The organism is Sporosarcina koreensis, assembly GCF_000826145.2.
GTDB lineage: Bacteria > Bacillota > Bacilli > Bacillales_A > Planococcaceae > Sporosarcina > Sporosarcina trichiuri.
The window spans coordinates 290,854-313,578 of sequence record NZ_LN651337.1; the positions used below are offsets into that span (position 1 = coordinate 290,854).

Consider the following 22,725-nt stretch of genomic DNA (forward strand, 5'->3'; position numbering starts at 1 on the left):
ATGGCGAAACAGCTGCCAAAGACTGATGTGGTCATCGTCGGATCCGGTTGGGCCGGCGGGATTGCTGCAGCAGAGCTGACGAAAAAAGGATACAAAGTCGTAGGATTGGAACGGGGCAAACAGAAAGTACGGGAAGATTACATAGGGTCGAAAGACGAATTACGCTATGACAGCCGGAAAGTCATGTTCCAGGATCTCAGCAAGGAGACACTGACTATCCGCAACACGATGGATGAAGTGGCTTCCCCGAACCGCAGTAATGATACGAATGCCATCAACGGAACGGACACAGGCGGCTCAGGGGTGCACTGGAATGGCATGGTCTACCGCTGGCTGCCGACCGACTTCGAAATGGCGAGCAAGACCGCCGAGAAATACGGCAAGGATATGATCCCTGAAGGCATGACGCTGCAGGACTGGGGCCTCACGTACGACGAAGCGGAACCGTATTACGACAAATTCGAAAAGATGGCCGGTATTTCCGGGGAGCCCGATCCGCTGCGCGAAGGCCAGCGCTCGAGCGACTACCCGACACCTCCGCAAAAAGAGACGGAAGTGATCCGCGTCTTCACCGAAGCGGCGAAGAACCTCGGCTACCACCCTCACCGGATTGCGTCAGCCAACTTGTCGGAGTCCTATACGAACCCGGACGGGGAAACGATCAATGCGTGCGTCTACTGTGCGTTCTGTGAATCATTCGGATGTGACTTCGGTGCAAAATCCGACCCGATCGCAACGGTGCTGGCAACCGCGCAGAAGACCGGTAATTATGAGCTCCGCCACAATGCGTATGCCGTACGGGTGCTGCACGAAAACGGGAAAGCGAGTGCCATTAAATACGTCGATACGGAAACCGGAGAGGAATTCATCCAGCCGGCAGACCTGGTCGTCGTGAGCGGATTCGTCTTCTCCAATGTCCGCCTCATGCTTCTGTCGAAGATCGGCAAGCCATATGATCCGAAAACCGGAACAGGCGTCATCGGGAAGAACCAGACCGCCCACCAGCGGAACCTGACCCATACCCGTGTCCGCGGTTTCTTCGATAACAAGAAATTCAACCGGTATGCCGGCACAGGTGCGCTCGGTGTCACGATGGATGACTTCAATGTCGAGCAGCTGGATCACACGAAACTGGACTTCCTGCACGGCTTCTGCCTGCGGACCTCCCAGCGCGGCGACCGGCCGATCTCGAACAACTTCGTTCCGGACGGCGTGCCGTCATGGGGCCCTGAGTTCAAGGACAAATCCTTGTTCTACGCGAACCGCCGGATCGATGTCCAGCAGCAGAACGGCGCACTGCCTTGGAAGGACAACTACTTCGATCTGGATCCGACATACACGGACATTTTCGGCGATCCGCTCTTGCGTGTGACGAGCCGGTTCCACGACCAGGACCGCAATATCGTCCGCTATGCGCATCAGCGTTCGAAGGAACTGCTCGAAGAGATGGGCGCAGATCACATCACCGTTCCTGACATCACAGATGAAACGGAATTCAACAAGACGTCCTTATCCGACCATACTGGCGGCGGAGTGATCATGGGAGCCGATCCCGAAACGTCCGCAGTGAATACGTATTCACAAGTATGGGATATGGACAATCTTTTCGTTGTGGGCGCTTCTTCCTTCCCGCATATGAGCAGTTCCAATCCGACAGCGACGGTCGGTGCGATGGCGTACCGTGCGGCGGAAGGGATGATCAAGTTCCTTGAAGAAGGCGGCCAGCTCGTGAAGCAGGAGAAAGATACAGCGAAGGCGTAATTACTCTTTACTGGTCCATCAAAGAGGAGTGATTGCATGAAGTTGAGGATTGGAGTGGCATTGATCGCTGTTCTGATGGTTCTTGGAGGATGCGGACGACAACAGATCGAGACCAACATGTCCGAACAGCTGCCCGATTTCAAGTACACGACGCAGGACGGCAATCCGCTGTCGCTCGATGACCTGAAAGGCGACTGGTGGATCGCGTACTTCTCCTACACGCACTGCACAACGGTCTGCCCGAGGACGACCGCCAACATGGTGGACATCCAGCAGGCCTTGAAGGCGGACGGCTTCACTCCGCAGATCGTCTCGTTCGGCATCGATCCCGCCAACGATACTCCTGAGGTTCTCCGGAAGTATGCGGCGGACTATGGAGCGGATACGGACACGTTCACGTTTCTGACAGGGTATGATTTCGAGACGATCCGGACGCTTTCCGTCAACACGTTCAAAGCGGTACTGGAAGAAGGGGCGCTCGATCAGCGTTCTCACAGTTACTACTTCTACCTCGTCAATCCGGATGGGGAGATTGTGAAGAAGTATAACGGCATGAGCCTGAAAGAGAATGAACAGCTCATCAAGGACGTGGAAACCGTTCTCTAGCTGACAGCAAGGACAGCAGACACATGACAAGCAGGTGCCCGGTCTATGATCCGGGCACCTGTTTTCAGTGGTCGTATTCCCACTTGAAATAGCACCCGTTTTTCATTCCTACAGCATACAGACCATGTATACTTGTAAGCAGATGTAACTTTTTCCAACCGTCAGCCGTCTGTTTGAAAAAGGGGAGTGACAAGATGAGCGATCGGTGGTACGTTCCATTGCTGGCGTGTCTGTTTCTGCTTCTAGCTGGCTGTGCCGATGAAAAGATCGAGACAGTGACGCATACGACGGAACATCCGACGGCGGAGGAAGTGCTGGCGGAAATTCCGGATGCGGATATCTTCCAATTCGACGGACTCATCTACCAGTCAGGAGTCGACTGGGTGAAAGAACAATCCTTCACGAAGAAGGAAGCGGTCGGGAAGATTCTGAAGCAAAGTGATCAGGTGGCCGACTTCGGGGACGGAACAGCTTCCAGACTGCCTGCCGGGTCGATCATCTATACCGTGGAAGAAGGCGGGGGATTCCTGCTGGTGGAAACGGAAGGGCGGCTGGTGAACTATTTAGCGCTGGTGGAAGGATAACGGGATGACAAGGCAGAAAGTGTTTTAGATCTTGCTTGCTCCTATCATAGAATTATTTCCGTCTTAAGAAACTAAGGAATGAAACCGAGCAGATTATGGTGGCCGGCCTATATAGAAATTCAAGCGGGTACCAGATTTTTCGGGACTACAGAATGAGGAGGAGCTGTCATGGTGCAGTATGACGCTAAGACATCAGACGAATATTTGGAAGTCCTTGAAGACGACTGGCGGAAAGAGAAACTGCTGGAGGTCCGGCAAATGATTTTGGCGTATGCGCCTGAATTTGATGAGGTCATCCGCTACAAAATGCTGAACTACGGCAAGGATGCGGACTATGTCTTCGCGTTGAACGTCCAAAAACACTATGTCAGCCTCTATGTAGGGACAATCGATAAGGTGGAAAATGCCGAAGCTCTGTTGGATGGATATTCCTATGGAAAAGGATGCATCCGTATCCGAAAGACAATACGTATCGAACAGACGGAACTGGAGCGGTTTATCCGGAAAACCGTTGATATGTGGCGTGACGGTGAAGACACCACATGCTGATACGGAAATTCACTGCAAATTGAAGCCTATTTGGCATTGCACCCGGGCATGACGACAGATGAGTGGACTTCGGAAAATTCGAAAGGAATTTTCGAGGAAAGCCGGTATCTCGATCATTACCGATAAGCACTGTATGTGTGAACAAATAACCATAACGAATGATCTTGGATTGCCAACTGAACAGACCTGGACTGTGTGATTCCTCCTGTTTTTTGGTTTCGTCCGGCTGCTATGTCAGCATTCTGAGAAAAGAAGGTTTACGAATTGGTTGTCAGGCTAAACAAACCATGCAGTGAAGTAAACCATGAAAAGGATGTGACAGCATGAAAGCAGTAACATTCCAAGGCGAGAAATCGATGGTATCGAAAAATGTGAACACCCCTGACATCCAGGAAGACACGGATATGATCGTACGGATCACAGCGAGTGGGATCTGCGGGTCCGATCTGCATTTGTATCACGGCGGGATCGTACCGGAGAAGGATTATGTCGTCGGTCATGAACCGATGGGGATCGTGGAAGAAGTCGGTTCCAAAGTGAGCAAACTGAAGAAGGGGGACCGAGTCGTCATCCCGTTCAACATCGGCTGCGGCGAGTGTTTCTTCTGTAACCATCAGATGGAAAGCCAATGCGACAATTCGAATCCACACGGAGAAGTGGGCGGTCTGTTCGGGTTCGCAGAGCCGAACGGCAACTACCCCGGCGGCCAGGCGGAATATCTCCGGGTTCCGTATGCGGATTTCACATCATTCAAAGTACCGGAGTCGAGCGAACTGGAAGACGAGCAGGTACTGCTGCTGTCCGACGTGCTGCCGACCGCTTACTGGAGTGTCGAGCACAGCGGCATGAAAGAAGGGGACACGGTTATCATTCTGGGGTCGGGGCCGATCGGGCTCATGGCGCAGAAATTCGCCTGGATGAAAGGCGCCAAGCGGGTCATCACCGTCGATCAGATGGACTATCGGCTGGATCATGCCAAGAAGACGAATAACGTGGAGACATTCAATTTCAAACAGCATGAAACGATCGGCGAGCTGCTGCATGGAGAGACGAAAGGCGGAGCAGACGTCGTCATCGACTGTGTCGGGATGGACGGAACCGTTCCGCCGAAAACGAAATTCGGCTCGGATGACGATAACCAGTTCGGCACGATCAGCCCGATCGTCACCGCTTCCCAAGCTGTCCGTAAATTCGGGACAGTGCAGCTGACGGGTGTCTACGCGACGGAAGCGAACAACTTCCCGCTCGGCGATTTCTTTACGCGCAATGTATCGCTCAAAATGGGCCAGGCGCCGGTGATCCATCTGATGCCGGAGCTGTATAAGAAGATTGAGAATAAGGAATTCGATCCGACTGACATCATCACCCACAAGATGAGTTTGGACGAAGCGGAAAAAGCATACGACATCTTTGACCGGAAAGTGGATGGAAGTATCAAGGTCATCTTCAAGCCGTAAAGAGATTCCTTTATACAGGTTCACCTAGACAAACAGGAACAAGCCGGATGCGTCCCATCCGGCTTGTTCCTGTTTGTCTTTCACCAATAAAAAGAGAATGCAACTATAATGCCGATCAGTCCGGCCAGCAAATACAAGAACCCGAGGATGAATGTGGTCCTGTTTTTCCGCTTGCTGGTCATGAACAGGATACCGAACACGATAAGTGCAATTGCCAGAACGGCGGACATAAGGGTCAGGAACATCTCTTCGCCCTCCTTTCAGTTGGAATGTGGACCAGTTTACAAAGTCGTCTGTACTTTCCATTCTGGCATAGAGGATACACAAAGTATAGGAGAGCTGCCTGTGGGAGTGCCGATCGCTCCTTCGTGCTGCGGATGCCTTCTTGCAATTGTTAAGAGTGTGTAAACTTTAGGGGATACGGTTGTGTCGAGCTGGGCCGGCTGACTATAATCGGGGGAGACGGTAAGTACCAGACAGTTGAAGGAGCCGGCAGTATACCCATGCAGCCGGTCCGGCTTCCGTGCTGTCGGAAAGGAGACGCTGTGAAAGATACAGGTAATGGATCCACCTTACATAGGCTTGTGGAAGTATTCTTCGTATCCCTTCGGCTCGGTCTGACTTCCTTCGGGGGTCCGATTGCGCACTTGGGTTATTTCCACAGCGAGTATATCGAAAAAAGAAAATGGATGGATGAAAAAGGATACGCCGACTTAGTGGCGCTGGCACAATTCCTGCCGGGTCCAGCGAGCAGCCAGGTCGGCATCGGCATCGGCGTCATGCGTGCAGGGATATCGGGCGGTCTGGCGGCATTCGTCGGCTTCACGCTTCCTTCTGCCGTGACACTCATCCTCTTCGCGCTGCTGGTGGACGTCTATGATGCAGGGGGCTCGGGGTGGCTGCATGGTTTGAAACTCGTAGCGGTTGCCGTTGTGGCACAAGCGGTTCTTCAGATGGGCCGTAAACTTGCTCCTGATCTGACGCGCAAGGCGTTTGTGCTGGCAGCTCTGTCCATGCTGCTCATTTGGCAGAATGCCTATATGCAGATCGCTGTCATCCTGGTCTCAGCCGCTGCGGGGCTGCTCGTATTCCGCAATCGGGAAGACACAGGGCCCCCGATTATGAAATTCCCGATCAGCCGGCGGTTCGGCGCAGTCTGCCTGTTCCTGTTCTTCGGACTGCTGGCATTGCTCCCTATATTGAAAGAAGCGACCGGCTCCGCTGCTGTGTCGATGTTCGACAGCTTTTACAGGGCAGGATCCTTCGTGTTCGGCGGCGGCCATGTTGTGCTGCCGCTGCTGCAGCAGGAATTCGTCCCTGCCGGTTGGATCGGGGAACAGTCCTTCCTGGCGGGCTACGGCGCCGCCCAGGCCGTGCCGGGCCCGCTGTTCACCTTTGCTGCGTATTTGGGAGCGGTGATGGACGGCTGGCCGGGAGGTTTGCTTGCGACCGTCGCCATCTTCCTGCCTGCGTTCCTGCTTCTGTTCGGGACATTGCCGTTCTGGGACAGTCTCCGTGCACGCCCGGGCATACAAGGGGCTGTCATCGGAGTGAATGCGGCCGTTGTCGGCATTTTGCTCGCAGCCCTCTATCATCCTATCTGGACAAGCTCGGTTGAGGCACCGGAGGATTTCGCGCTGGCGGCGGTGCTGTTCAGCCTGCTCGTGTTCTGGAAGTGGCCGCCCTGGATCGTCGTTGTGCTTGGTGCAGCCGGCGGTGTGCTGCTCGCCTGAACGGCCTGGTCATTGCAAGACGATCGATTTTCTGACATGGAAAAGCCGTGATTGCTGGACAATCACGGCTTTTTGGCATGGGAAATGATCAGTACCGTCCCTGTGCAAGGAACTGCTCGATCCGCTTCCGGATGTCGTCCCGGACTTGCTGGAACCTTTCCCAGGAGCCGCCTGCAGGATCCGGGAACGGCCAATGCTCCTTCGGGACTCCAGGCGGCATGACTGGGCAGTTCGCATCGGCATGATCGCACAAAGTGACGACCAGCGTGCTGCGGGCCAGCAAGGACGGGTCGATGACATCGGACGTCTGCCGGGATATGTCGATCCCGTCTTCCTTCATGACCGAGACAGCGTCAGCATTCACGCCGTGGGCTTCGATGCCTCCGGAGCGGACTTCCCATCCATTTCCTAAGATGTTCCTTGCATACCCTTCCGCCATCTGGCTGCGGCAGGCATTGCCTGTACAGATGAAGTAGATCAATTTTCTTTCCATAGTCACATACCTCCATATAAGTTTCGATGATCGTCTGGTTGCGGCACAATTTCCCGCTGCTCAGTATGCAAGCAGGGAGACATACAGCGCGAGCAGAGTCACGAACAGGATCGGCAGAGTCAGCAGGATCCCTGTCTTGAAGTACGTCCCCCACGAAATACGGACGCCTTTCGTCTGCAGCACGTGCAGCCAGACGAGAGTGGCAAGGGAACCGATCGGCGTGATTTTCGGGCCGAGATCCGAGCCGATGATGTTGGCATAGACGAGCGCTTCCCGCATCGATCCAGCTGTATCGGTCTCCGCAATGGCGAGTGCGTTCACCATCACCGTCGGCATGTTGTTCATGACGGAGGAGAGGAAAGCGGCCAGGAATCCCATCCCGATCGTCGCAGCAAAGAATCCTCTCTCGGCTGTCCACTCGATAAGTCCTGCAAGTGCGTCTGTCAGTCCGGCATTGCCCAGGCCGTAGACGACAACATACATGCCGATCGAAAAGACGACAATCGTCCAAGGGGCCCCTTTCACGACTGCCGCCGTGTCGACTGCCGGGCTGCTCCGGCTCAGCAGGAAGAAGAGCAGGGCGACGCCGCCGGCGATGAACGATACCGGAATGCCGAGGGGTCCGCTCAGAAAGTAGCCTGCCACGAGCACGGCGAGCACCGGCCAGGAAAGCCAGAACAGCCGCAAGTCGCGGATCGCTTCCCGCGGCACTTTCAGCATCTGCGCATCATATGTCCGCGGTATCGACTTGCGGAAATACAGCAGCAGGACCGTGATCGTCGCCATGAGTGAGAAAAGGTTGGGGATGATCATACGCAGTGCATACTCCCCGAACCCGATCGAGAAGAAATCGGCGGACACGATATTGACGAGGTTGCTGACGATGAACGGCAGCGACGTCGTATCGGCGATGAACCCGCTTGCCATGATGAACGGGAAGATCATCGTTTCACTGAATTTCAAGTGCCGCACCATGGCCAGCACGATCGGCGTCAGGATCAGGGCAGCCCCGTCATTGGCGAACAAAGCGGCAACAGCAGCTCCGAGCAGACTGACGAGGATGAACATCTTGACACCATGGCCATTCGCGAGTCGCGCCATATGGAGCGCGGCCCACTCGAACAGGCCGATTTCATCCAGGATCAGGGAAATGAGGATGATCGCAACGAATGAGAGCGTTGCGTTCCAGGTGATTCCGATGACCGTCTGGACATCCGTCATGTCCACAACACCTGCCAGCAGCGCAGCGACCGCACCGGCTGCAGCCGGCCAGCCGATACTGAACCCCTTCGGCTGCCAGATGACCAGAATCAGAGTGACGAGGAAGATGGCGGCCGCTACATACAGCATGAGGTACCTCCGCAGTCACAGGAATCCGGTCTCTCAAGGCCATCGATCAGCTGCCGGAACAATGGGGAGATGTCCTCCCGGATGCTGTAATGCCGCCACGTGCCGACACGCCGTTCCTGGATGAACCCGGCATCCTTCAATTTCCTCAGATGCTGGCTGACTGCCGGCTGGGAGATCTGCAGGGCATCGGTAAGATCGCAGACGCACACTTCGCGATCTTTCATGCAGGCCAGCAGCAGCAGACGTTTCGCATCCGCCAGTGCTTTCAGTTCCTTTTCCAATTGAATCAATTCCATATAAACAACTCCTTATATAATAGAACTCTTATATAATAAGCTGTCTGACCTGCGGTGTAAAGCATGGATTGGCTGGAAAACGGGTACTCAGGCAATAAGTTTGTATAGTGTAATTAAATCGTGTACGATTTAATTGGCAACGATATAATAAGGAGGAATTCGGATGACATCTATATATGATTTCACAGTGACACAATCGAATGGGGAACCGCTGTCCTTGAAAGAGTATGAAGGCAAGCCGCTGCTGATTGTGAACACGGCGAGCAAGTGTGGCTTCACGCCGCAGTTCGGCGGGCTGCAGTCCGTGTATGAAGAATACAAAGACCAGGGGCTGACCGTCCTCGGCTTCCCATGCGACCAGTTCAACGACCAGGAATTCGATGACATCGACAAAACGACGGAATTCTGCCAAGTGAACTACGGCGTCACGTTCCCGATGATGGCGAAGATAGACGTCAAAGGAGACAGCGCCGACCCGCTGTTCAAGTATCTGACAGCCGAGCAGAAAGGCCTACTGTCCAAAGGCATCAAATGGAACTTCACGAAATTCCTCGTCGACCGGAACGGACAGGTCGTCGATCGGTTCGCGCCGCAGACCTCCCCTGAAAAACTGAAAGGGGACATCGAGAAAGTATTATGATGGATGAGTTTTTCACGCTCGACAAGCAACTCTGCTTTGCGGTCCAGGAGACGGCAGGGGAGTTCAGCAGGCTGTACGCAGGGGCGCTGAAACAGTTCGGCCTCACGTACCCGCAGTATGTCGTCCTGCTTGCATTATGGGAGCGGGACGGACAGTCGATGAAGGAACTCGGGGAGCGCGTCAGTCTCGGCACCGGCACGCTGACGCCGATGGTTTCCCGGATGCAGGACAAAGGCTGGCTGCGCAAACAGCGGTCTTCGGAAGATGAACGCAAAGTGTTCGTGCAGCTAAACCAGAAGGCGATCGACGAAAAGCCGGCGATCATGCAACGTGTGTCTGAAGTGATCGAGCTGTGCAAGATCAGTGTACACGAATATGAAGAACTGATGACGCGTCTGAATGACCTGCACGCCAAGCTGAAGAAGCGGTCTGAAGCGGCCGGCTGAATACGAAAAGGCTGATTCCATGCAGTTATTGGAAACAGCCTTTTTCGTTTATGACAGTTCGTCAAGTGCCAGGAACAGGATGAAGACGAAGCCGGATAATAGCCAGAGGATCAGCAGACCGCAGATGAGAAAGAACAGCCATTCAGACCACTTGCTGCGAAGCAGTTTCCTCATGACAGCTCTTTCACCATGAATACTTGGGACAACGGCTGCCGTTCGAAGCCGTCTCTGATCAGCCGATCTGCGGCTGCTCCGTCACCATTCGGGAAATTGTACGTTTTGCGCATGACCGCCGTATCGTATTCCAGCGTATGGGGAAGCAGCAGGCGCAGTGCGTCTTCGCCGTCCGGATGCACTCCCTGATACAGCGTGATGCTTTTTGCCGGTTCCCCGAAAACGCCGTCTTTGCGGACAAGGCAGGCGGCTGCCGCTTTGCCGTTTTTCAGCAGCAGGACCGCTTCGCCGCCCGCGCGCGCAATGTCCGACGGGTCGATCTGCAAGGGGCCGACTGCCGGGAAAAGCGAGCTTCCGGCGAGCCGGGCGGCGGGAATGCGGACGATTTCCGCGTCGCCGAGCTCGGGAAGCGTGTTCATCAGGATCCCGTCGGTCTGGAGGAACAGCAGGTGGTCCGTGATCCGGTAGCCGCACCGTTCATACAGCGCAATTGCGGCTTCGTTGCCGGAAATCGACTCGAGGGTGGCCACGCCTACATTCCTATCCGTCAGCAGCATTTCCGCCGCTTCCATCAGCGGCTGTCCGAGCTTCCGGCCGCGGTATTCGGGGACGATCCCGGTGCCTCCGTTCCAGGAGATCACCCTCCCGCCGGTCTCCCGGATCCCCTGCAGGACGATGCCGACAGGGACATCGCCGTCAAACGCAGCGATGGATACTTCCGGGGACAGGCCGTGCTGGCCGAACCGGCTGATGAACGCATCGAGGGTCAGGTGCATCGGCACGAGATAACCTTCGAACGCTCGGTTGAAAAGTGCGTGTGCCGCTTCGAATGTCAGCGAAGACAGCGGTTCATATGTGATTTGCATATCAGATCTCCAATCTCAGGTCCGGATATCGATGACAGGCCCTGTGGGTTTCTTGCTGTTCGCAGAGTTAAAGGTTTGCCGCAGCCGTCTCCAGACGAGCAGCACTGGCATGTTCTCGACTATTGCTAATCAGTTCAGCGGGAGGCAAAGCGATCTCCCTTGCGGCTGTCCCTTCTCCCGTTCTTCCTACTGTTGACATAGGCCCAAATGACAAATCCGCTGACGGCAAAGAGAGCAGCATACAGGAACATTTCCCATGTGAGCAGCATCTGCTGGATATCGGTGAGTGTTGTGCCGCGTACATGGATGTTATACGGATTGGATGTCTGGTATTCGATTGGCAGGCTGTCGCCGATCGAATAATTTCTGTACGTGTTCGGCGTGATGTCCTTGATGGCCAGGATCGTCTCTCCGTCTTCATCGTCGAATACGATATTGAACCGATACGAGGAATCTTCATGCTTGCGGTAGGTGACATAGGAATCCTCATTGATGATCAGTGCCTCGGCACTGTTCTTGCCGGCTGGCAGGGCACTATGCACCAAGTTGGACAGGAACGGCAGTGTCACCAAGAGGAAGAAGGCGACACACCCCAGAGCAAGTCCCCAGCCGCTCCTCGTCCGTTTCGGTTTCTTCTTTTTCTTCCGACGCTCCCGTTTCTTTTTCACAGCCCGTTTATGGGAAGACCGCTGTTCGGCCTGATCGATGGCCGGGATAGATAGAATGGTCGCAAATAGGCAGCACAGCGAGATGAAACCGAATATGAAAATACCGATCATGTAAAAGATGCTGTCGTAGACGATGGTCCGGATAGTCGAGAAGCCGGTCGGTCCGGTCGCATAACCGCTCACCGGATCCCCAATGGACAGTTTTTCCATCTGACTTCTTGAAATCCGGTGCAGTTCCTCTGAAGGACTCCCATCGTCTTGCCGGATTTTCACGAAAAAGGCGGGCGGGCGCAGCAGGCTTTTCGTCCCGACCTTCGCAGCGACCGACGCTGTCGCGGGTTTGGCAGACGTCAGGTCATACTCCTCTAAATAAGAGCTGGTCAGCGCCCATGTCAGCAGGATGAAAAACAAGGTGCCTGCGGCCATTCCAGCGAATTCTTTTACGGTCTCCATTATCCACGCTCCCCGAAAGTCAATACTGCTATCATAGCGAAAAACAAGGTGAAAGAACAAGAGATTGCAAGGAATTGGCGGCTCTGCCGTTCATCCGCCTGCATGAATATATGAATTTTCCAACACCATCTGTAACGTTACTCCGCCTTACCCGTCTATGATTCCAAAGGGAGGAATGCAGTATGGGCAGGAGGCCGTTTGCACTTTTCGCTGCTGTGTTGGTGACCGCAGGCTGTGGCACCGCATCATCCGATCCCCCGGCCGGGAACAAGTCAGCTCACGGGGAGGAGTGGCCGATATTGGAGACTGCCGACGGCCGGGATATCATTGCAAAACTGGAACAGAAGGGGACCGAACCGTCAAAACGTCAGCAGGCAGTGAAAGATAATTTGGCGTACACCGATTTTCAAGAAGGGTACTTCGGCGAACAGACTGAAGAAGCGGAGCGTGACATGGAAATTCAGATTGTCGAAGGGCCAGCTGCCATAGAAGCGGTAGAAGCGGTGTATGGCATGGAAGGGTTCGATCGGCAAGGGATCCTGTTCTATGAGCTGGAAGCAGACGGAGCATCACTTCCCGGCGTCTGGATCGGCGTGAAAAAGCCTGATGATCGTCTGCAGCAGGTCCTCGACCGGCTCCAGAGGAAAGTGGATGCGGGCGAACTGCTCGCGGAACTGATCCATTTCTACCGAAGTCCGCATACCCAGCAGGACCTGATTGCGCTGCAGGATCAGGTGAGTGCGGCGGTAAAGAAATTGTATGAGGGAAGCGGCTCCTACGCAGTGTCCGTGGATACAATCTCGGGTGATATTTCTGTCACGCACGATTTCCTGAAACGAACCGATATCGACGCACTCAAGAAACAATTCCAGGAGAAGCCAATCCTGTTCCAGCAGGAAGGCAGCATGGCGCCTGAGCCCGGGCAGTCCGCCGTCATACTGCCGGATCATCCGGAAACGGAAACGCCGCAAGAAGAGGGCGGATTCGTTCTCGATACGGGAGATGGCGGGTTCCTGGTCGCAGGCGGTACCGAAGCCGCTGTCTCATATGCATTCGCGGAAGCTGACAGGCTGACGGCAGGGAGCCGTGTCACTGTCGATGCGACAGGTCCATTTGCGGAATCGTATCCGGCACAGGGACAGGCGAAATATGTAACCGTCCATCCGGATTATCGTCCAGCGGGTGCCGCGCTGTCCGAATCGCAGGTCTTCCGCATGGCGATCGAAGCGACGGATGAGCCGTTTTTGGTTGTCGAAACGGTCACCTATGATACAGAGAAGAAAACTTGGACAGTGAAGGAAGCAGAAGGGAACGAGCTGGTGTTCCAAGATCGGTAAGGGGGCTTCATTATAATCAGCTGATAATGAAAAAAATGAAAGGCAGCCTTCCCTGGGAAGACTGCCTCCTTAAGATTGTTCAGCCGGGCTGAACGGAACCGGCCGGTGATTCGGGATTATAATAGCGGTCCACCAAGTCGTAGATTGTGACGAGTTCGTAAAGGATGATCAGTTCCGGCGGAAACTTTGTCGGGTGGATATAGTTATGCTTCGTCAGTTCTTCATTGTCCTCCCAGAACAGATCGGTGATCGCTTTCAACTGGGCGTTATGGCGCTCTGCGTCATACTCAGCTGCATGCTGCAGATCATCCGCAAGTGCTGCAACAGCGTCCATGATGACAGCCCGCTCGGCTTCCGTCCATGCCAGCGACCGGATCGGGACCTGCAGAAGGTTGCCGAGATGGTAATCGAGGTTGTGCAGGTAGAGCAGCTGACGCTCCGCCAGCAGCAGCTCATCCTTATCGCCGCCGATGAGAGGATGCAGGCTGGATTCGTCACGCTGATACCGGAGAAGGACTTCCGTTTTGCGGATATCCTGTGTGAGCTGATGAATCGGGATCCCATCCGCCTTCCGGTCTGCAGCGGCATCAAAAAGCACCGTCCGGAAGGTGTGCTCGAGAATCGAACCGGCACGGGCCCCGATTGTCTGGATATTCTTCGCAATATCCTGCCGGTAATCCGGGCGGAAGACGATCATGTTGACGAGGGTCGATACGGTCAGGCCGACCGTCGTCGTGCCCAGACGGATGAAGAACGCAATCAGATAATTGCTGTGGATCACTTCCACCATGGCGACCGACGTCAGTGTCGCGACGAGCAATCCGGCATGCAGCTTCAATTTATAGCAGGTAAGAATGGTGAACACTGCAGCGAGTGTATAGGTGATCGGGGAATTACCGAACAGGGAGATGAAGAACACCGCATAGGCGGAGCCGATGGCGGATGCCGGAAACCGGACGATCCCTTTTTTGATGGAATCACTCACGGTTGGCTCGATCGTGACGATGGCTGTGATGACCGCGAATACAGGCGGCCACCCGAACCAGTCACAGATGACAGCTGTCAGAAAGATGGCGATTCCGGTCTTGACGATCCGGCTGCCGTGGAAATGGATGCTCCGCATGAGTGACGTCCTCCTTAGAGGCTTAGTTTATCATAAAAAGGGAATCTGGAAAGGGACTCATGCATAGACGCGGACCGATGCAAAAATCCAATCCCCAGAAACCAGGAGGCATGCCGTATGACGACAGAGCAACTGGAAGAACAATTCGAGCAATATGAAATCGACTCCACGACTTTCACCGAGCTGCAGTCCCGCCAGAAGGAACTGATCGAAACCTCCCTCGAAGACGCGATGCCGCTCATCCAGTGGTACCATAAGAAAGGGCTCTACTTCACGCATCCGACGATCGAGCGGCACACGAGCCGCGGGCCCATCCTCGGATTCGACGAAGCGCGGTATGAACTCGTCGTCTATGATTCACATATCGGCTTCCTTCGTATCAACTTGCGGGAGAAGGAAGAGAAGCGGATGAAGCTGACCGATATCGTGGAAGACGGCTACTTTGAAACAGCCATGGAAGGGATCCTGTTCCTGCAGACGATGATGGGCCAGTACTTGGATGAAGTGAAGGAAATGAACGCAAGGCTGGAAGCGCAGCTGTCGAAGTATGACGCATAAGTAATGAGCAGACAGGCGGTTTTACCTGCAGGTGGGCATCCAGATACGACAGTCAGTTTCAGACTTTCCATGCAGGATGCCTCAGAAGCCTTTTCCGTGCGATTTTTGTATACTTTCGGCAGAGGTGAAAGCAGTATGAAGACAGATCATGGAATTTCCGGGGGCGTCAGCTGATGGCATTCGGAATAAATCGGAATGAACTGAAGACATGGAAGGCGGATGTGCAGGCGGGGAAGATCGCTTTTCTGACTCACTATTGGCTGGACGATCGGTTCCCGGGCTGTAAGACAGTGACGAAGGCCGGCTGTACGGATGTAAAAAAACTGATAGAGTGGGGCAGACGGTACGGCTTGAAACCGGAATGGATCGATTATAAAAAGGACTTTCCCCATTTCGATCTGTTCGGGGAGGTCGAAGTGCGGGCGCTGGAAGATGCAGGGCTGCTCGGACAGGCACGCCGATTCGGCTTGGTATGAGGTCCGTCCGTTCGGAGTTTTCTTGCAATTCAGCGGAGTATGTGATAGCATACAATTAACTAATTGGAACGGAGGTGGGAAGTATGGAACAAACAGCAGCGCTGACAGGTGTACAGGTGGATACGTCCATGTATTTTGCACGTGTCATTACGTTCGATTTTTTGGCCGACGGGATACGTCTGTCCATTTTTAGAAAACCAAAAAATCGAAGCGCAGCTGATTGACGCCATTCTTTTCACGAAGAGACGGTCTGTTATCAGGCGGTCTTTTTTGTTTGCCGAAAATCAGTGCGCTCCTCAGGAGGCACTTACTATGTATATGAAAGCAGAAGGAATCGCCAAATCACTTGGCGGCACAATAATTTTTGAAAACTTGACGATGGATGTGAACGCAGGCGAACACGTGGCACTTGTCGGCCGGAACGGCTGCGGGAAGACGACACTGCTTCGGCTGCTCGCAGGAGAGGACACGCCGGACAGCGGGCGGATCATCCGTGCGAAAGACAGCACGGTCGGCTTTCTGCATCAGATCCCATCGTATCCGGGGCAGACCGTAAAGGAGGTCATGCTGAAAGCCTTCAGTGGATTGCTTGCAGTGGAAAAACGGATGAAGGAACTGGAATCCCGGATGGCTGAAGAGGTGACGGACCGGATTCTCCGTCAGTACGGCGAATTGCAGGAATCCTTCATGGAGCAGGGCGGCTACGAGATGGAGTCGCGCCTGCTGAGCATCGCGAATGGATTGGGGATCACCCGATTTCTTGATCAGCCGTTCGACTTGCTGAGCGGCGGGGAGAAGACGAAAGTGATGCTCGGCCGGATCCTGCTGCAGCAGCCGGACATCCTGCTGCTCGACGAACCGACAAACCATCTGGATCTGTCCGCAATCGAGTGGCTCGAACAGCACGTTCAGCAATTCCCAGGCACAGTCATCCTTGTGTCACACGACCGGGAATTCATGAACCGGGCGGCGGGGAAAGTGATTGAATTGGAGGATGGCGAGTGCTGGGTGAGCCGTGGCGACTACGATCAGTTCCTGCTGAACCGAGAAGCACGGCTTGCCCAGCAGTTTTCCGCGTACCAGGAGCAGCAGAAAAAAATAAAGAAAATCAAAGAAGCGATCCGCCGTCTGCGGCAGTGGGCGAACGAAGCCTCGCCGCCGAATCCGGACTTGTACCGAAAGGCCAAGTCAATGGAGAAGATGCTCACCCGGATGGAAGTCGTCCGGAAACCGAAGGCCGAAAAGGCGATGCGCCTTCACCTGGACGCCTCAGACCGGAGCGGGAAAGAGGTGATCTCCATGGAGGCACTCAGCCATTCATTCGACGATGAATCGTACGTCCTCGCTGATTGCTCACTTGCGGTCCATTGGCAGGACCGTCTGGCGATTGTCGGCAACAATGGGTCCGGAAAGTCGACTCTCCTGAAACTGATGCTCGGTGAGCTGGCACCTTCGGAAGGCACCGTGCGGCTCGGTTCAAATGTGAAAGCCGGCTATCTCGCCCAGCAGTTCGGTACGGCCGAGGGGGACCAGCGGCTGATCGAAGCGTTCCGGGAAGATATTGCCATGACGGAAGCCGATGCCCGGCATGTACTTGCACAGTTCCTGTTCTATGGTCATGACGTCTACAAGAAGGTGAAGGACTTGAGCGGCGGGGAGAGGATGCGTCTGCGCCTTGCGCAACTCATGCAGGAAGATCTGAATCTGCTCATCCTCGACGAACCGACGAATCACTTGGATATCGAAAGCCGGGAAGTGCTCGAAGAGACGCTGGCGCAGTTCAGCGGTACGCTAGTTGCCGTCAGCCATGACCGATATTTCCTGCAGAAGCTGTTCACGACGGTCGCCTGGGTGGAGGCAGGGACAGTCACTGTGCACGCCGGCGATTATACATTTGCCCGGCGGAAACAGCTGGCGCTGAGGGGATAGTGAAAAAAGCCTGCGTCCGGAAAAAGTCCCGGTCCGCAGGCGTTTGTCATTTGAGAAGAAGGTTGACATGATCGGTCGTGTCTTTGTCGTTCAGGATGAACTGCATCTTGTAGCTACCAAGGTCATACGTATAGTTGACCTGCTTCGTCTTCGGCAGACTACGCTCTTCGTCAGGCTGGCCGAGCTGTTTGACAAGGTCCTCGCTAGTGATACCTCCGAGGTTCGTCTGACGCTCGACGTTCGTGCCGAGATAGCGGGCTTCGACCAGGACTCCGTTTTTATCGTATCGGAGATCATACGATGCACGTCCCATTGAACCGGTGTAACGGTCGAACGTATCCTGACGTTCCGGCTGACCGATTTCGTTGTAGACATCGGTCTGGGTCGTCTTACCGACGCAGAACGTATCGGTCAGCGCATAGACTTTGCCTTTTTTACCGTCTGCGACAAGATCGTTCAGTGTATCGATCGCCATCTGTTTCTGTTCATCTGCGACAGACGGATCGTCAGAACTGTCCTCGTTCTGATCCGATGCTTCTGAGCCGTTTCCGTCCGTTGAATCTGACGTGCCATGGCCTGAGAATGAGGACCCGTCACTGGCTGGCGTGTCGTCCTCTGAGGCAGCCGGATCATCCGATGTACTGCCGCTGTCCGATGATTCGCCGCGGTCGGCAGTCGTGTCTTCTTCTCCCATGCTGTCCGTGCTGTCTGGGGAAGTATCCGGGTCTGCTGCAGGTTGTTCTGCTGCCGGGTTGTCGCCGTCCGCTGGTTCCCCGTTGTCCGGGCCGGAGCATGCGGCCAGTGTGCCTGTCAGCAGCACTGCTGCGAAAGTCAGTCGTCTGTTCATGAAGCAAGTCCCCTTTGTTGGAATGGTCTGGTGTTTGTTTTCCCTTTAGAAGTTGAACTACACTGGTTTCTCTGTAAAAAATCCGGGACACCCAATAACTTGGGGTCCCGGATTTGCTGCCATATATAGGGCTTGACGGCCTTCGAGAGTGTTCCGCCGCTCACTTGCTTCTCGGCATCTTAGCGATTTCATCAGCCACGGCAAATGCAAGGTCATCATTTCCGAACAACTGCAGCACATCCAGCATCGTGTCGTTGTCGATGGGCAGTTCCTCCATCCCTTCGTCCGAATCGATCGCCTCCTGCAGCGCAGCGTTCCTGCGCTGATCCGGGTAGGCGGTCCGGTAGACGTGCTGCGGATCCAGGTTGTGGTTCGCACACCACTGGACGAACAGGCGGATCATGAGCGTTTCATCCTCTTTGTATTTCTGGATGATCTGTTCGGTGCGTTCATTAGGTTTCATGAGCGAAACCTCCTTTGCACAGTTTCCTTCCAGTATAGCGGAAACGGGCATGGCCTGTCGCCGGGAAGGAGATATCGGACAGATGGAGCGGTGTATCGGACACATGGCAGGAAGTATCGGACATTTCGTACGGGGTATCGGACAGTTGGCGTGTGGTATCGGACACTTCACTGAATGTATCGGCATCCGGACACAATTCAAGATGCACACCGACTATTCGGGAGCCTGTCTGCATACAGTGGAGTACAAACTTATCGGGGATGTGGTTGCTGTTATTGAACGGGCGCTGCTGCTCATGGTGCTGCTGCGTGTGCTATCGGGAAGTATCGAGATCACGGCTGCGGCTTTGATGTACAAGTTCAATGATTTGGAGAAAGCGTTTTACATTAACAGTATGCTGGCGCTGGTCGGTCCGGTGATTCTTGTTACGACGACGGGGCTTGCGCTGAGCGGACTGACAGAAAAGATTTCGCTGACGCGGATCATCTGCCTGTTTGCCGGAGTCATCCTGATCGTCTACAGCCTGAAGGCGAAATGAGCCGCCTCCACTGCTTTCTCTACATAGGAATAGGACCCGGCAATCCGCCTGGGTCCTGTTTGTCATGCCTTGGCTTCCGCTGCAGGCTCCTCCTCTTCATCTGTCCGGACGAACTTCCAGACGACGAACAGCAGGATGGCACCAAGAATGCCGGCGGTGATATAGCCGGCGTTCAGCATGTTCTTCATGATGAGCGACATGACGGGCGGCCCGGCCGCGACGCCGATGAAGCGTGCAGAACTATAGAAGGACGAGACCGTTCCCCGCAGCGACTTGTCGATGTTGTGCGTGATCATGGCGTCAAGCGCCGGCAGCATGGCACCGATCGCGATACCGACCAGGCTTGTCACGATGAGCAGTAAAATCAGTTTTTTGCTGACGAATCCGACGAACACAACACTCACCGACATAAGGATGAGACAGGCGATGATCAGCCGTTTCATCGTTTTCAGGCTGCCTTTGATCCATTTGCCGGAAGCGAACGATGCGATGCACAGCAGCAGCAGCGGAATCGCCAGGACAAATCCCTTCTTGATGCCTTTGATGTCATGCACCTTCTCGAGGTTCTCAGACAGGAAAAACAGCATGCTGAACAGGATCAGCATGACGAGGACGCCGTTCAGGAAGACGGTATACAGCCAGCGGCCCTCCGCTTTGAACACCTTTTTCGTGCTGCGGAGGAATTCCTTGAACTTCACAGGTTCGTCTTTTTCCCTCGGCACTTTGACGCAGAAGAAGATCAGGACAAGCGATAGTAGGCTGAGTGCGGAAATGGAGAAGAACGGCAGGAACCATAGGAATGCTGCGAACACGGATCCGAGAATCGGACTCAGCACTTTGCCGAATGTATTGGATGTCTCGATGATGCCGAGACTCGAGCTGGTCTTCTCTTCGTCGTCCTGGTACAGATCGCCGACGAGCGGCAGGACGATCGGCATGGCGCCCGCTGCGCCTATCCCTTGGAGGATTCGTCCGATGATGATGACGGTGAACGGGCTATCCATTTTCCAAGAGGCGAATCCGGCGACCAGTCCGCCGATGAGAGCTAGGATCAGACTGGGCACAATGACCATCTTCCGCCCGAACCGGTCCGAGAGATACCCTGCAATCGGAATCAGAAAAATAGCAGCGACCGAATAGCTCGTGATGATCATGCTCGACTGGAATGAGGTGATCCCCACTTTGTCCTCCAGGATCGGCAGGACAGGGATGAGCATCGAATTCCCAAGCGTCATGACGAGCGGAATGGAAGCGAGACTGATGATGCACCAGACGCTTACCTCGTTAGTTGTTTTGTTCATGCCGCACCTCGATGTGTAATTTCTCTTGATGGAGGTATGGTTTCCTAACGATTGTAAATTATGCGCCGGGACGTCTTGGTTGTATGTATTCTGCAGAATTCAGCTGGAATTCCGTCATTCATCCCAGAAAAAGGGCACGAAACGCCTGGAATCCGAAGTAAAGACCAAAGCCGATCATAGAGAACGACGACACGATGGATACGTATACCAGCAGCTTGGAAGACAGCAGGCGGCGGGCACCGTTCGATAAAAACGACATGAGGAAATCGACGAGCATGATTCCGACAAGGATGGCGAAACTGTTCAGGATGATCTGCATGCCTGTCGAAATACCGGCCGTTTTCGCAAGCATGGAGCCGTAGATGCCGAGCCAGAATAGGATCGTCAGCGGATTGAGCAGTGACATGAAAAATCCGGCAATGATGGATTTCCGCAGGCGGGTCCGTTTGCCGACCTTGACGTCCAGGGCCGTCTTGCGCAGAGAAAACAGGTTTTCAGTGCCGGTATACAGCAGGACGAAGCAGCCGAACGACCATAGGATGATCTGCAGCAGCGGGGAATCGATGAATTTTCCGATGCCGAAATAGACCATCCCCATGTACAGGATATCCGTGGCCAGCGAACCGAGGCTGAAAAACCAGGCATGGAAAAATCCGTTCTTGATGCCCGTGTTGAGCAGCACGGTTTTCACCGGGCCGATCGGTGCGGCAAGTGAGACGCCGAGAAAGACATACAGCAGAATGGAATTCATCAGGGGGTTCCTCCGTAACTTGGGTGGTACTGCTGATTTTATTCATCAGCAGCGGAGGATAGGACTGGCACGCGGTGATTTCTTCGCAAAATTAAAAGACAGCCGGCAGAACCGGCTGTCTTCAAGCGTATTATTGCTGCATTTCCGATTGGACATAGTGGTACAGCAGCTGCAGCGTGCATCTCAGGGAGTCTTCGTGCGTGCGCTCGAACGCATGTGACGAATCGATGCCCGGTCCGATCAGGCCATGGATGATATCATGGCCGGCTTTGATGGCGGCCGATGCATCCGAGCCATAATACGGATAGATGTCGAGCTGATACGGGATGTCATGCTGCTTCGCGAGCTGGGTGAGTGCCTGACGCAGGCCGAGGTGGTACGGGCCGCTCGCATCTTTGACGCAGATGGACACCGTGAACTCGTCGGTCGACTGCCCGTCGCCCATGGCGCCCATGTCGACCGCCAAGTACTCGACGGTTTCCGGCGGGATGTTCGAATTGCCGCCGTAGCCGATCTCCTCGTTGTTGGAAATGAGGAAGTGGGTCGTGTACGGCAGTTTAATCTTTTCATCACGGAGCTGCTCAATCAGCTGCAGCAGGATCGCAACACTCGCCTTATCGTCAAGATGGCGGGATTTGATGAATCCGTTGTCACACAGTTCGACCCGCGGATCGAGCGAGACGAAATCGCCGACTTCGATGCCGAGTGCGCGGACGTCCTCTGCTGTTTTTGCTTGCGCATCGATACGGACTTCCATATTGACCTGGCTCCGTTCCGCTGAGCCGGCATTCTTGTAGACGTGGACGGATGTCTGGTGCATCAGGATCGTGCCGGTGAATGTCTTGCCGGACGACGTGTGGATCGTGCAGTATTCGCCTTCGATCGAGTTGAAGTGGTAGCCGCCGATCAGGTCGAGACGAAGCCGGCCGTTGCTTTTCACTTCCTTTACCATCGCACCGAGTGTGTCGACGTGCGCCGTCAGCATCCGGTGCTGTGACGTGTCTTCGCCGGGCAGTGTCACGATAAGACCGCCTTTCCGGTTGCGCTGCATCTCGGCGCCGCTGTCGTTCAGATAGTCCTCGACGAATGAAATGACTTGGTCGGTGTAACCGGACGGACTCGGAATCGACACGAGCTGCCGGATCAGTTCCTTCGTTTTTGCAGTGTCAGGTGTATAGGTCATCATGAATTCCTCCTTGGATCTGTCTTCTCTCAGTCTATCGCGTTCACGGAATTCACACAACTTCGATTTGCGAAGTTTATGGATGGAGGGTGCACAGGGCGGGCGTGCAGGTTTTTGTGCAATCAAAGCAGCTTAATTGCACG

Annotated in this window: 27 protein-coding genes; 14 read left to right on the forward strand and 13 right to left on the reverse strand. The window is 54.5% G+C overall.

Translation table 11 applies throughout. From position 1 onward, the window contains the following. From BN1190_RS07125 to BN1190_RS07145, 5 genes are all read left to right on the forward strand, one after another. Positions 1-1,761 carry a GMC family oxidoreductase gene (locus BN1190_RS07125; protein WP_040286285.1) on the forward strand — a complete coding sequence of 587 codons (1,761 nt, stop codon included), beginning with the start codon at positions 1-3 and terminating at the stop codon, positions 1,759-1,761. Positions 1,762-1,797: 36 nt separating this feature from the next. After that, positions 1,798-2,367 (forward strand): SCO family protein, encoded by a 570-nt coding sequence (locus tag BN1190_RS07130; RefSeq protein ID WP_040286286.1) that lies wholly within the window; start codon positions 1,798-1,800, stop codon positions 2,365-2,367. 194 nt (positions 2,368-2,561) lie between these two features. After that, positions 2,562-2,951 carry a hypothetical protein gene (locus BN1190_RS07135; RefSeq protein ID WP_040286287.1) on the forward strand — a complete coding sequence of 130 codons (390 nt, stop codon included), beginning with the start codon at positions 2,562-2,564 and terminating at the stop codon, positions 2,949-2,951. A 168-nt stretch (positions 2,952-3,119) separates the two neighbouring features. Beyond that, complete coding sequence (locus BN1190_RS07140; RefSeq protein WP_244898691.1) at positions 3,120-3,500, forward strand: iron chaperone; 381 nt, start codon at positions 3,120-3,122, stop codon at positions 3,498-3,500. A gap of 323 nt (positions 3,501-3,823) precedes the next feature. Further along, positions 3,824-4,957: an alcohol dehydrogenase catalytic domain-containing protein gene (locus BN1190_RS07145; RefSeq protein WP_040286288.1), complete on the forward strand. Its 1,134-nt coding sequence runs from the start codon at positions 3,824-3,826 to the stop codon at positions 4,955-4,957. Between the two features lie 80 nt (positions 4,958-5,037). Here the strand turns inward: BN1190_RS07145 and BN1190_RS14845 are convergent, their stop codons facing one another. Beyond that, positions 5,038-5,202 carry a DUF3810 domain-containing protein gene (locus tag BN1190_RS14845; RefSeq protein ID WP_144036076.1) on the reverse strand — a complete coding sequence of 55 codons (165 nt, stop codon included), beginning with the start codon at positions 5,200-5,202 and terminating at the stop codon, positions 5,038-5,040. A 300-nt stretch (positions 5,203-5,502) separates the two neighbouring features. On the opposite strand from BN1190_RS14845, the gene chrA reads away from it, so the two are divergent. Next, entirely contained in the window at positions 5,503-6,690 is a 1,188-nt protein-coding gene (gene chrA, locus BN1190_RS07150; RefSeq protein WP_040287192.1) for a chromate efflux transporter, read from the forward strand. An 88-nt stretch (positions 6,691-6,778) separates the two neighbouring features. Here chrA and arsC read toward each other — a convergent pair whose 3' ends face one another. Genes arsC through BN1190_RS07165 form a run of 3 tightly spaced genes read right to left on the reverse strand, consistent with a single transcriptional unit; the run spans position 6,779 to position 8,829 of the window. Beyond that, complete coding sequence (gene arsC, locus BN1190_RS07155; protein ID WP_040286289.1) at positions 6,779-7,183, reverse strand: arsenate reductase (thioredoxin); 405 nt, start codon at positions 7,181-7,183, stop codon at positions 6,779-6,781. Positions 7,184-7,243: 60 nt separating this feature from the next. Further along, positions 7,244-8,533 carry an arsenic transporter gene (locus tag BN1190_RS07160; RefSeq protein ID WP_040286290.1) on the reverse strand — a complete coding sequence of 430 codons (1,290 nt, stop codon included), beginning with the start codon at positions 8,531-8,533 and terminating at the stop codon, positions 7,244-7,246. Then, positions 8,521-8,829, reverse strand: coding sequence for an ArsR/SmtB family transcription factor (locus tag BN1190_RS07165; protein WP_040286291.1), 309 nt, complete (start codon positions 8,827-8,829; stop codon positions 8,521-8,523). Before BN1190_RS07165 ends, BN1190_RS07160 begins: the two co-directional genes overlap by 13 nt. 163 nt (positions 8,830-8,992) lie before the next feature. Between BN1190_RS07165 and BN1190_RS07170 the strand changes: the two genes are divergently transcribed. Together BN1190_RS07170 and BN1190_RS07175 are read left to right on the forward strand one after the other, a co-directional pair. Continuing rightward, entirely contained in the window at positions 8,993-9,469 is a 477-nt protein-coding gene (locus BN1190_RS07170) for a glutathione peroxidase (RefSeq protein WP_040286292.1), read from the forward strand. Continuing rightward, positions 9,469-9,915: a MarR family winged helix-turn-helix transcriptional regulator gene (locus BN1190_RS07175; RefSeq protein ID WP_040286293.1), complete on the forward strand. Its 447-nt coding sequence runs from the start codon at positions 9,469-9,471 to the stop codon at positions 9,913-9,915. The genes BN1190_RS07170 and BN1190_RS07175 overlap by 1 nt, the downstream gene beginning before the upstream one ends. A gap of 48 nt (positions 9,916-9,963) precedes the next feature. Here the strand turns inward: BN1190_RS07175 and BN1190_RS15310 are convergent, their stop codons facing one another. From BN1190_RS15310 to BN1190_RS07185, 3 genes are all read right to left on the reverse strand, one after another. Beyond that, entirely contained in the window at positions 9,964-10,089 is a 126-nt protein-coding gene (locus BN1190_RS15310) for a hypothetical protein (protein ID WP_276327488.1), read from the reverse strand. Beyond that, positions 10,086-10,955, reverse strand: a complete 870-nt coding sequence (locus BN1190_RS07180; protein ID WP_052461737.1) for a GNAT family N-acetyltransferase — start codon at positions 10,953-10,955, stop codon at positions 10,086-10,088. The genes BN1190_RS15310 and BN1190_RS07180 overlap by 4 nt, the downstream gene beginning before the upstream one ends. Positions 10,956-11,089: 134 nt before the next feature. Beyond that, positions 11,090-12,076, reverse strand: coding sequence for a hypothetical protein (locus BN1190_RS07185; protein ID WP_040286294.1), 987 nt, complete (start codon positions 12,074-12,076; stop codon positions 11,090-11,092). Between the two features lie 299 nt (positions 12,077-12,375). Here BN1190_RS07185 and BN1190_RS07190 point away from each other — a divergent pair, with 299 nt between their 5' ends. Continuing rightward, entirely contained in the window at positions 12,376-13,413 is a 1,038-nt protein-coding gene (locus tag BN1190_RS07190; RefSeq protein WP_040286295.1) for a hypothetical protein, read from the forward strand. Positions 13,414-13,492: 79 nt separating this feature from the next. Here BN1190_RS07190 and BN1190_RS07195 read toward each other — a convergent pair whose 3' ends face one another. Next, the gene (locus BN1190_RS07195; RefSeq protein ID WP_040286296.1) at positions 13,493-14,536 is read right to left on the reverse strand and encodes an aromatic acid exporter family protein; all 1,044 of its coding nucleotides are present in this window, start codon (positions 14,534-14,536) and stop codon (positions 13,493-13,495) included. A gap of 117 nt (positions 14,537-14,653) precedes the next feature. On the opposite strand from BN1190_RS07195, the gene BN1190_RS07200 reads away from it, so the two are divergent. The 4 genes from BN1190_RS07200 to abc-f all read left to right on the forward strand — a co-directional run bounded on the left by BN1190_RS07200 (position 14,654) and on the right by abc-f (position 17,499). Continuing rightward, positions 14,654-15,094 (forward strand): hypothetical protein, encoded by a 441-nt coding sequence (locus tag BN1190_RS07200; RefSeq protein WP_040286297.1) that lies wholly within the window; start codon positions 14,654-14,656, stop codon positions 15,092-15,094. 173 nt (positions 15,095-15,267) lie between these two features. Then, positions 15,268-15,570, forward strand: a complete 303-nt coding sequence (locus tag BN1190_RS07205; RefSeq protein WP_040286298.1) for a hypothetical protein — start codon at positions 15,268-15,270, stop codon at positions 15,568-15,570. An 83-nt stretch (positions 15,571-15,653) separates the two neighbouring features. After that, positions 15,654-15,794 carry an RAxF-45 family protein gene (locus tag BN1190_RS15020; protein ID WP_179860761.1) on the forward strand — a complete coding sequence of 47 codons (141 nt, stop codon included), beginning with the start codon at positions 15,654-15,656 and terminating at the stop codon, positions 15,792-15,794. 88 nt (positions 15,795-15,882) lie between these two features. Continuing rightward, positions 15,883-17,499, forward strand: coding sequence for a ribosomal protection-like ABC-F family protein (gene abc-f / locus BN1190_RS07210; RefSeq protein WP_052461738.1), 1,617 nt, complete (start codon positions 15,883-15,885; stop codon positions 17,497-17,499). A gap of 46 nt (positions 17,500-17,545) precedes the next feature. On the opposite strand, the gene BN1190_RS07215 is transcribed toward abc-f, so the two are convergent. After that, entirely contained in the window at positions 17,546-18,346 is an 801-nt protein-coding gene (locus BN1190_RS07215) for a DUF4309 domain-containing protein (RefSeq protein ID WP_052461739.1), read from the reverse strand. Positions 18,347-18,506: 160 nt separating this feature from the next. After that, on the reverse strand, positions 18,507-18,809 hold the full coding sequence (locus BN1190_RS07220; RefSeq protein ID WP_040286299.1) for a hypothetical protein: 303 nt from the start codon (positions 18,807-18,809) through the stop codon (positions 18,507-18,509). A 262-nt stretch (positions 18,810-19,071) separates the two neighbouring features. On the opposite strand from BN1190_RS07220, the gene BN1190_RS07225 reads away from it, so the two are divergent. Then, positions 19,072-19,347, forward strand: a complete 276-nt coding sequence (locus BN1190_RS07225; protein WP_040287195.1) for a YqhV family protein — start codon at positions 19,072-19,074, stop codon at positions 19,345-19,347. A 62-nt stretch (positions 19,348-19,409) separates the two neighbouring features. Here BN1190_RS07225 and BN1190_RS07230 read toward each other — a convergent pair whose 3' ends face one another. The 3 genes from BN1190_RS07230 to BN1190_RS07240 all read right to left on the reverse strand — a co-directional run bounded on the left by BN1190_RS07230 (position 19,410) and on the right by BN1190_RS07240 (position 22,582). Beyond that, positions 19,410-20,648 carry an MFS transporter gene (locus BN1190_RS07230; protein ID WP_040286300.1) on the reverse strand — a complete coding sequence of 413 codons (1,239 nt, stop codon included), beginning with the start codon at positions 20,646-20,648 and terminating at the stop codon, positions 19,410-19,412. 118 nt (positions 20,649-20,766) lie between these two features. Beyond that, positions 20,767-21,399, reverse strand: a complete 633-nt coding sequence (locus tag BN1190_RS07235) for a LysE family transporter (protein WP_040286301.1) — start codon at positions 21,397-21,399, stop codon at positions 20,767-20,769. A gap of 130 nt (positions 21,400-21,529) precedes the next feature. Then, a complete protein-coding gene (locus tag BN1190_RS07240) occupies positions 21,530-22,582 on the reverse strand; it encodes a M42 family metallopeptidase (protein ID WP_040286302.1) in 1,053 nt (350 codons plus the stop codon). Between the last annotated feature and the right edge of the window lie 143 nt (positions 22,583-22,725).

Bases quoted from the DNA above. Each gene is read 5' to 3' on its own strand.
- BN1190_RS07125 (WP_040286285.1), top strand. From the start codon at position 1: ATGGCGAAACAGCTGCCAAAGACTGATGTGGTCATCGTCGGATCCGGT.
- BN1190_RS07130 (WP_040286286.1), top strand. From the start codon at position 1,798: ATGAAGTTGAGGATTGGAGTGGCATTGATCGCTGTTCTGATGGTTCTT.
- BN1190_RS07135 (WP_040286287.1), top strand. From the start codon at position 2,562: ATGAGCGATCGGTGGTACGTTCCATTGCTGGCGTGTCTGTTTCTGCTT.
- BN1190_RS07140 (WP_244898691.1), top strand. From the start codon at position 3,120: ATGGTGCAGTATGACGCTAAGACATCAGACGAATATTTGGAAGTCCTT.
- BN1190_RS07145 (WP_040286288.1), top strand. From the start codon at position 3,824: ATGAAAGCAGTAACATTCCAAGGCGAGAAATCGATGGTATCGAAAAAT.
- BN1190_RS14845 (WP_144036076.1), bottom strand. From the start codon at position 5,202: ATGTTCCTGACCCTTATGTCCGCCGTTCTGGCAATTGCACTTATCGTG.
- arsC (WP_040286289.1), bottom strand. From the start codon at position 7,183: ATGGAAAGAAAATTGATCTACTTCATCTGTACAGGCAATGCCTGCCGC.
- BN1190_RS07160 (WP_040286290.1), bottom strand. From the start codon at position 8,533: ATGCTGTATGTAGCGGCCGCCATCTTCCTCGTCACTCTGATTCTGGTC.
- BN1190_RS07165 (WP_040286291.1), bottom strand. From the start codon at position 8,829: ATGGAATTGATTCAATTGGAAAAGGAACTGAAAGCACTGGCGGATGCG.
- BN1190_RS07170 (WP_040286292.1), top strand. From the start codon at position 8,993: ATGACATCTATATATGATTTCACAGTGACACAATCGAATGGGGAACCG.
- BN1190_RS07175 (WP_040286293.1), top strand. From the start codon at position 9,469: ATGGATGAGTTTTTCACGCTCGACAAGCAACTCTGCTTTGCGGTCCAG.
- BN1190_RS15310 (WP_276327488.1), bottom strand. From the start codon at position 10,089: ATGAGGAAACTGCTTCGCAGCAAGTGGTCTGAATGGCTGTTCTTTCTC.
- BN1190_RS07180 (WP_052461737.1), bottom strand. From the start codon at position 10,955: ATGCAAATCACATATGAACCGCTGTCTTCGCTGACATTCGAAGCGGCA.
- BN1190_RS07185 (WP_040286294.1), bottom strand. From the start codon at position 12,076: ATGGAGACCGTAAAAGAATTCGCTGGAATGGCCGCAGGCACCTTGTTT.
- BN1190_RS07195 (WP_040286296.1), bottom strand. From the start codon at position 14,536: ATGCGGAGCATCCATTTCCACGGCAGCCGGATCGTCAAGACCGGAATC.
- BN1190_RS07200 (WP_040286297.1), top strand. From the start codon at position 14,654: ATGACGACAGAGCAACTGGAAGAACAATTCGAGCAATATGAAATCGAC.
- BN1190_RS07205 (WP_040286298.1), top strand. From the start codon at position 15,268: ATGGCATTCGGAATAAATCGGAATGAACTGAAGACATGGAAGGCGGAT.
- BN1190_RS15020 (WP_179860761.1), top strand. From the start codon at position 15,654: ATGGAACAAACAGCAGCGCTGACAGGTGTACAGGTGGATACGTCCATG.
- abc-f (WP_052461738.1), top strand. From the start codon at position 15,883: ATGTATATGAAAGCAGAAGGAATCGCCAAATCACTTGGCGGCACAATA.
- BN1190_RS07215 (WP_052461739.1), bottom strand. From the start codon at position 18,346: ATGAACAGACGACTGACTTTCGCAGCAGTGCTGCTGACAGGCACACTG.
- BN1190_RS07220 (WP_040286299.1), bottom strand. From the start codon at position 18,809: ATGAAACCTAATGAACGCACCGAACAGATCATCCAGAAATACAAAGAG.
- BN1190_RS07230 (WP_040286300.1), bottom strand. From the start codon at position 20,648: ATGAACAAAACAACTAACGAGGTAAGCGTCTGGTGCATCATCAGTCTC.
- BN1190_RS07235 (WP_040286301.1), bottom strand. From the start codon at position 21,399: ATGAATTCCATTCTGCTGTATGTCTTTCTCGGCGTCTCACTTGCCGCA.
- BN1190_RS07240 (WP_040286302.1), bottom strand. From the start codon at position 22,582: ATGACCTATACACCTGACACTGCAAAAACGAAGGAACTGATCCGGCAG.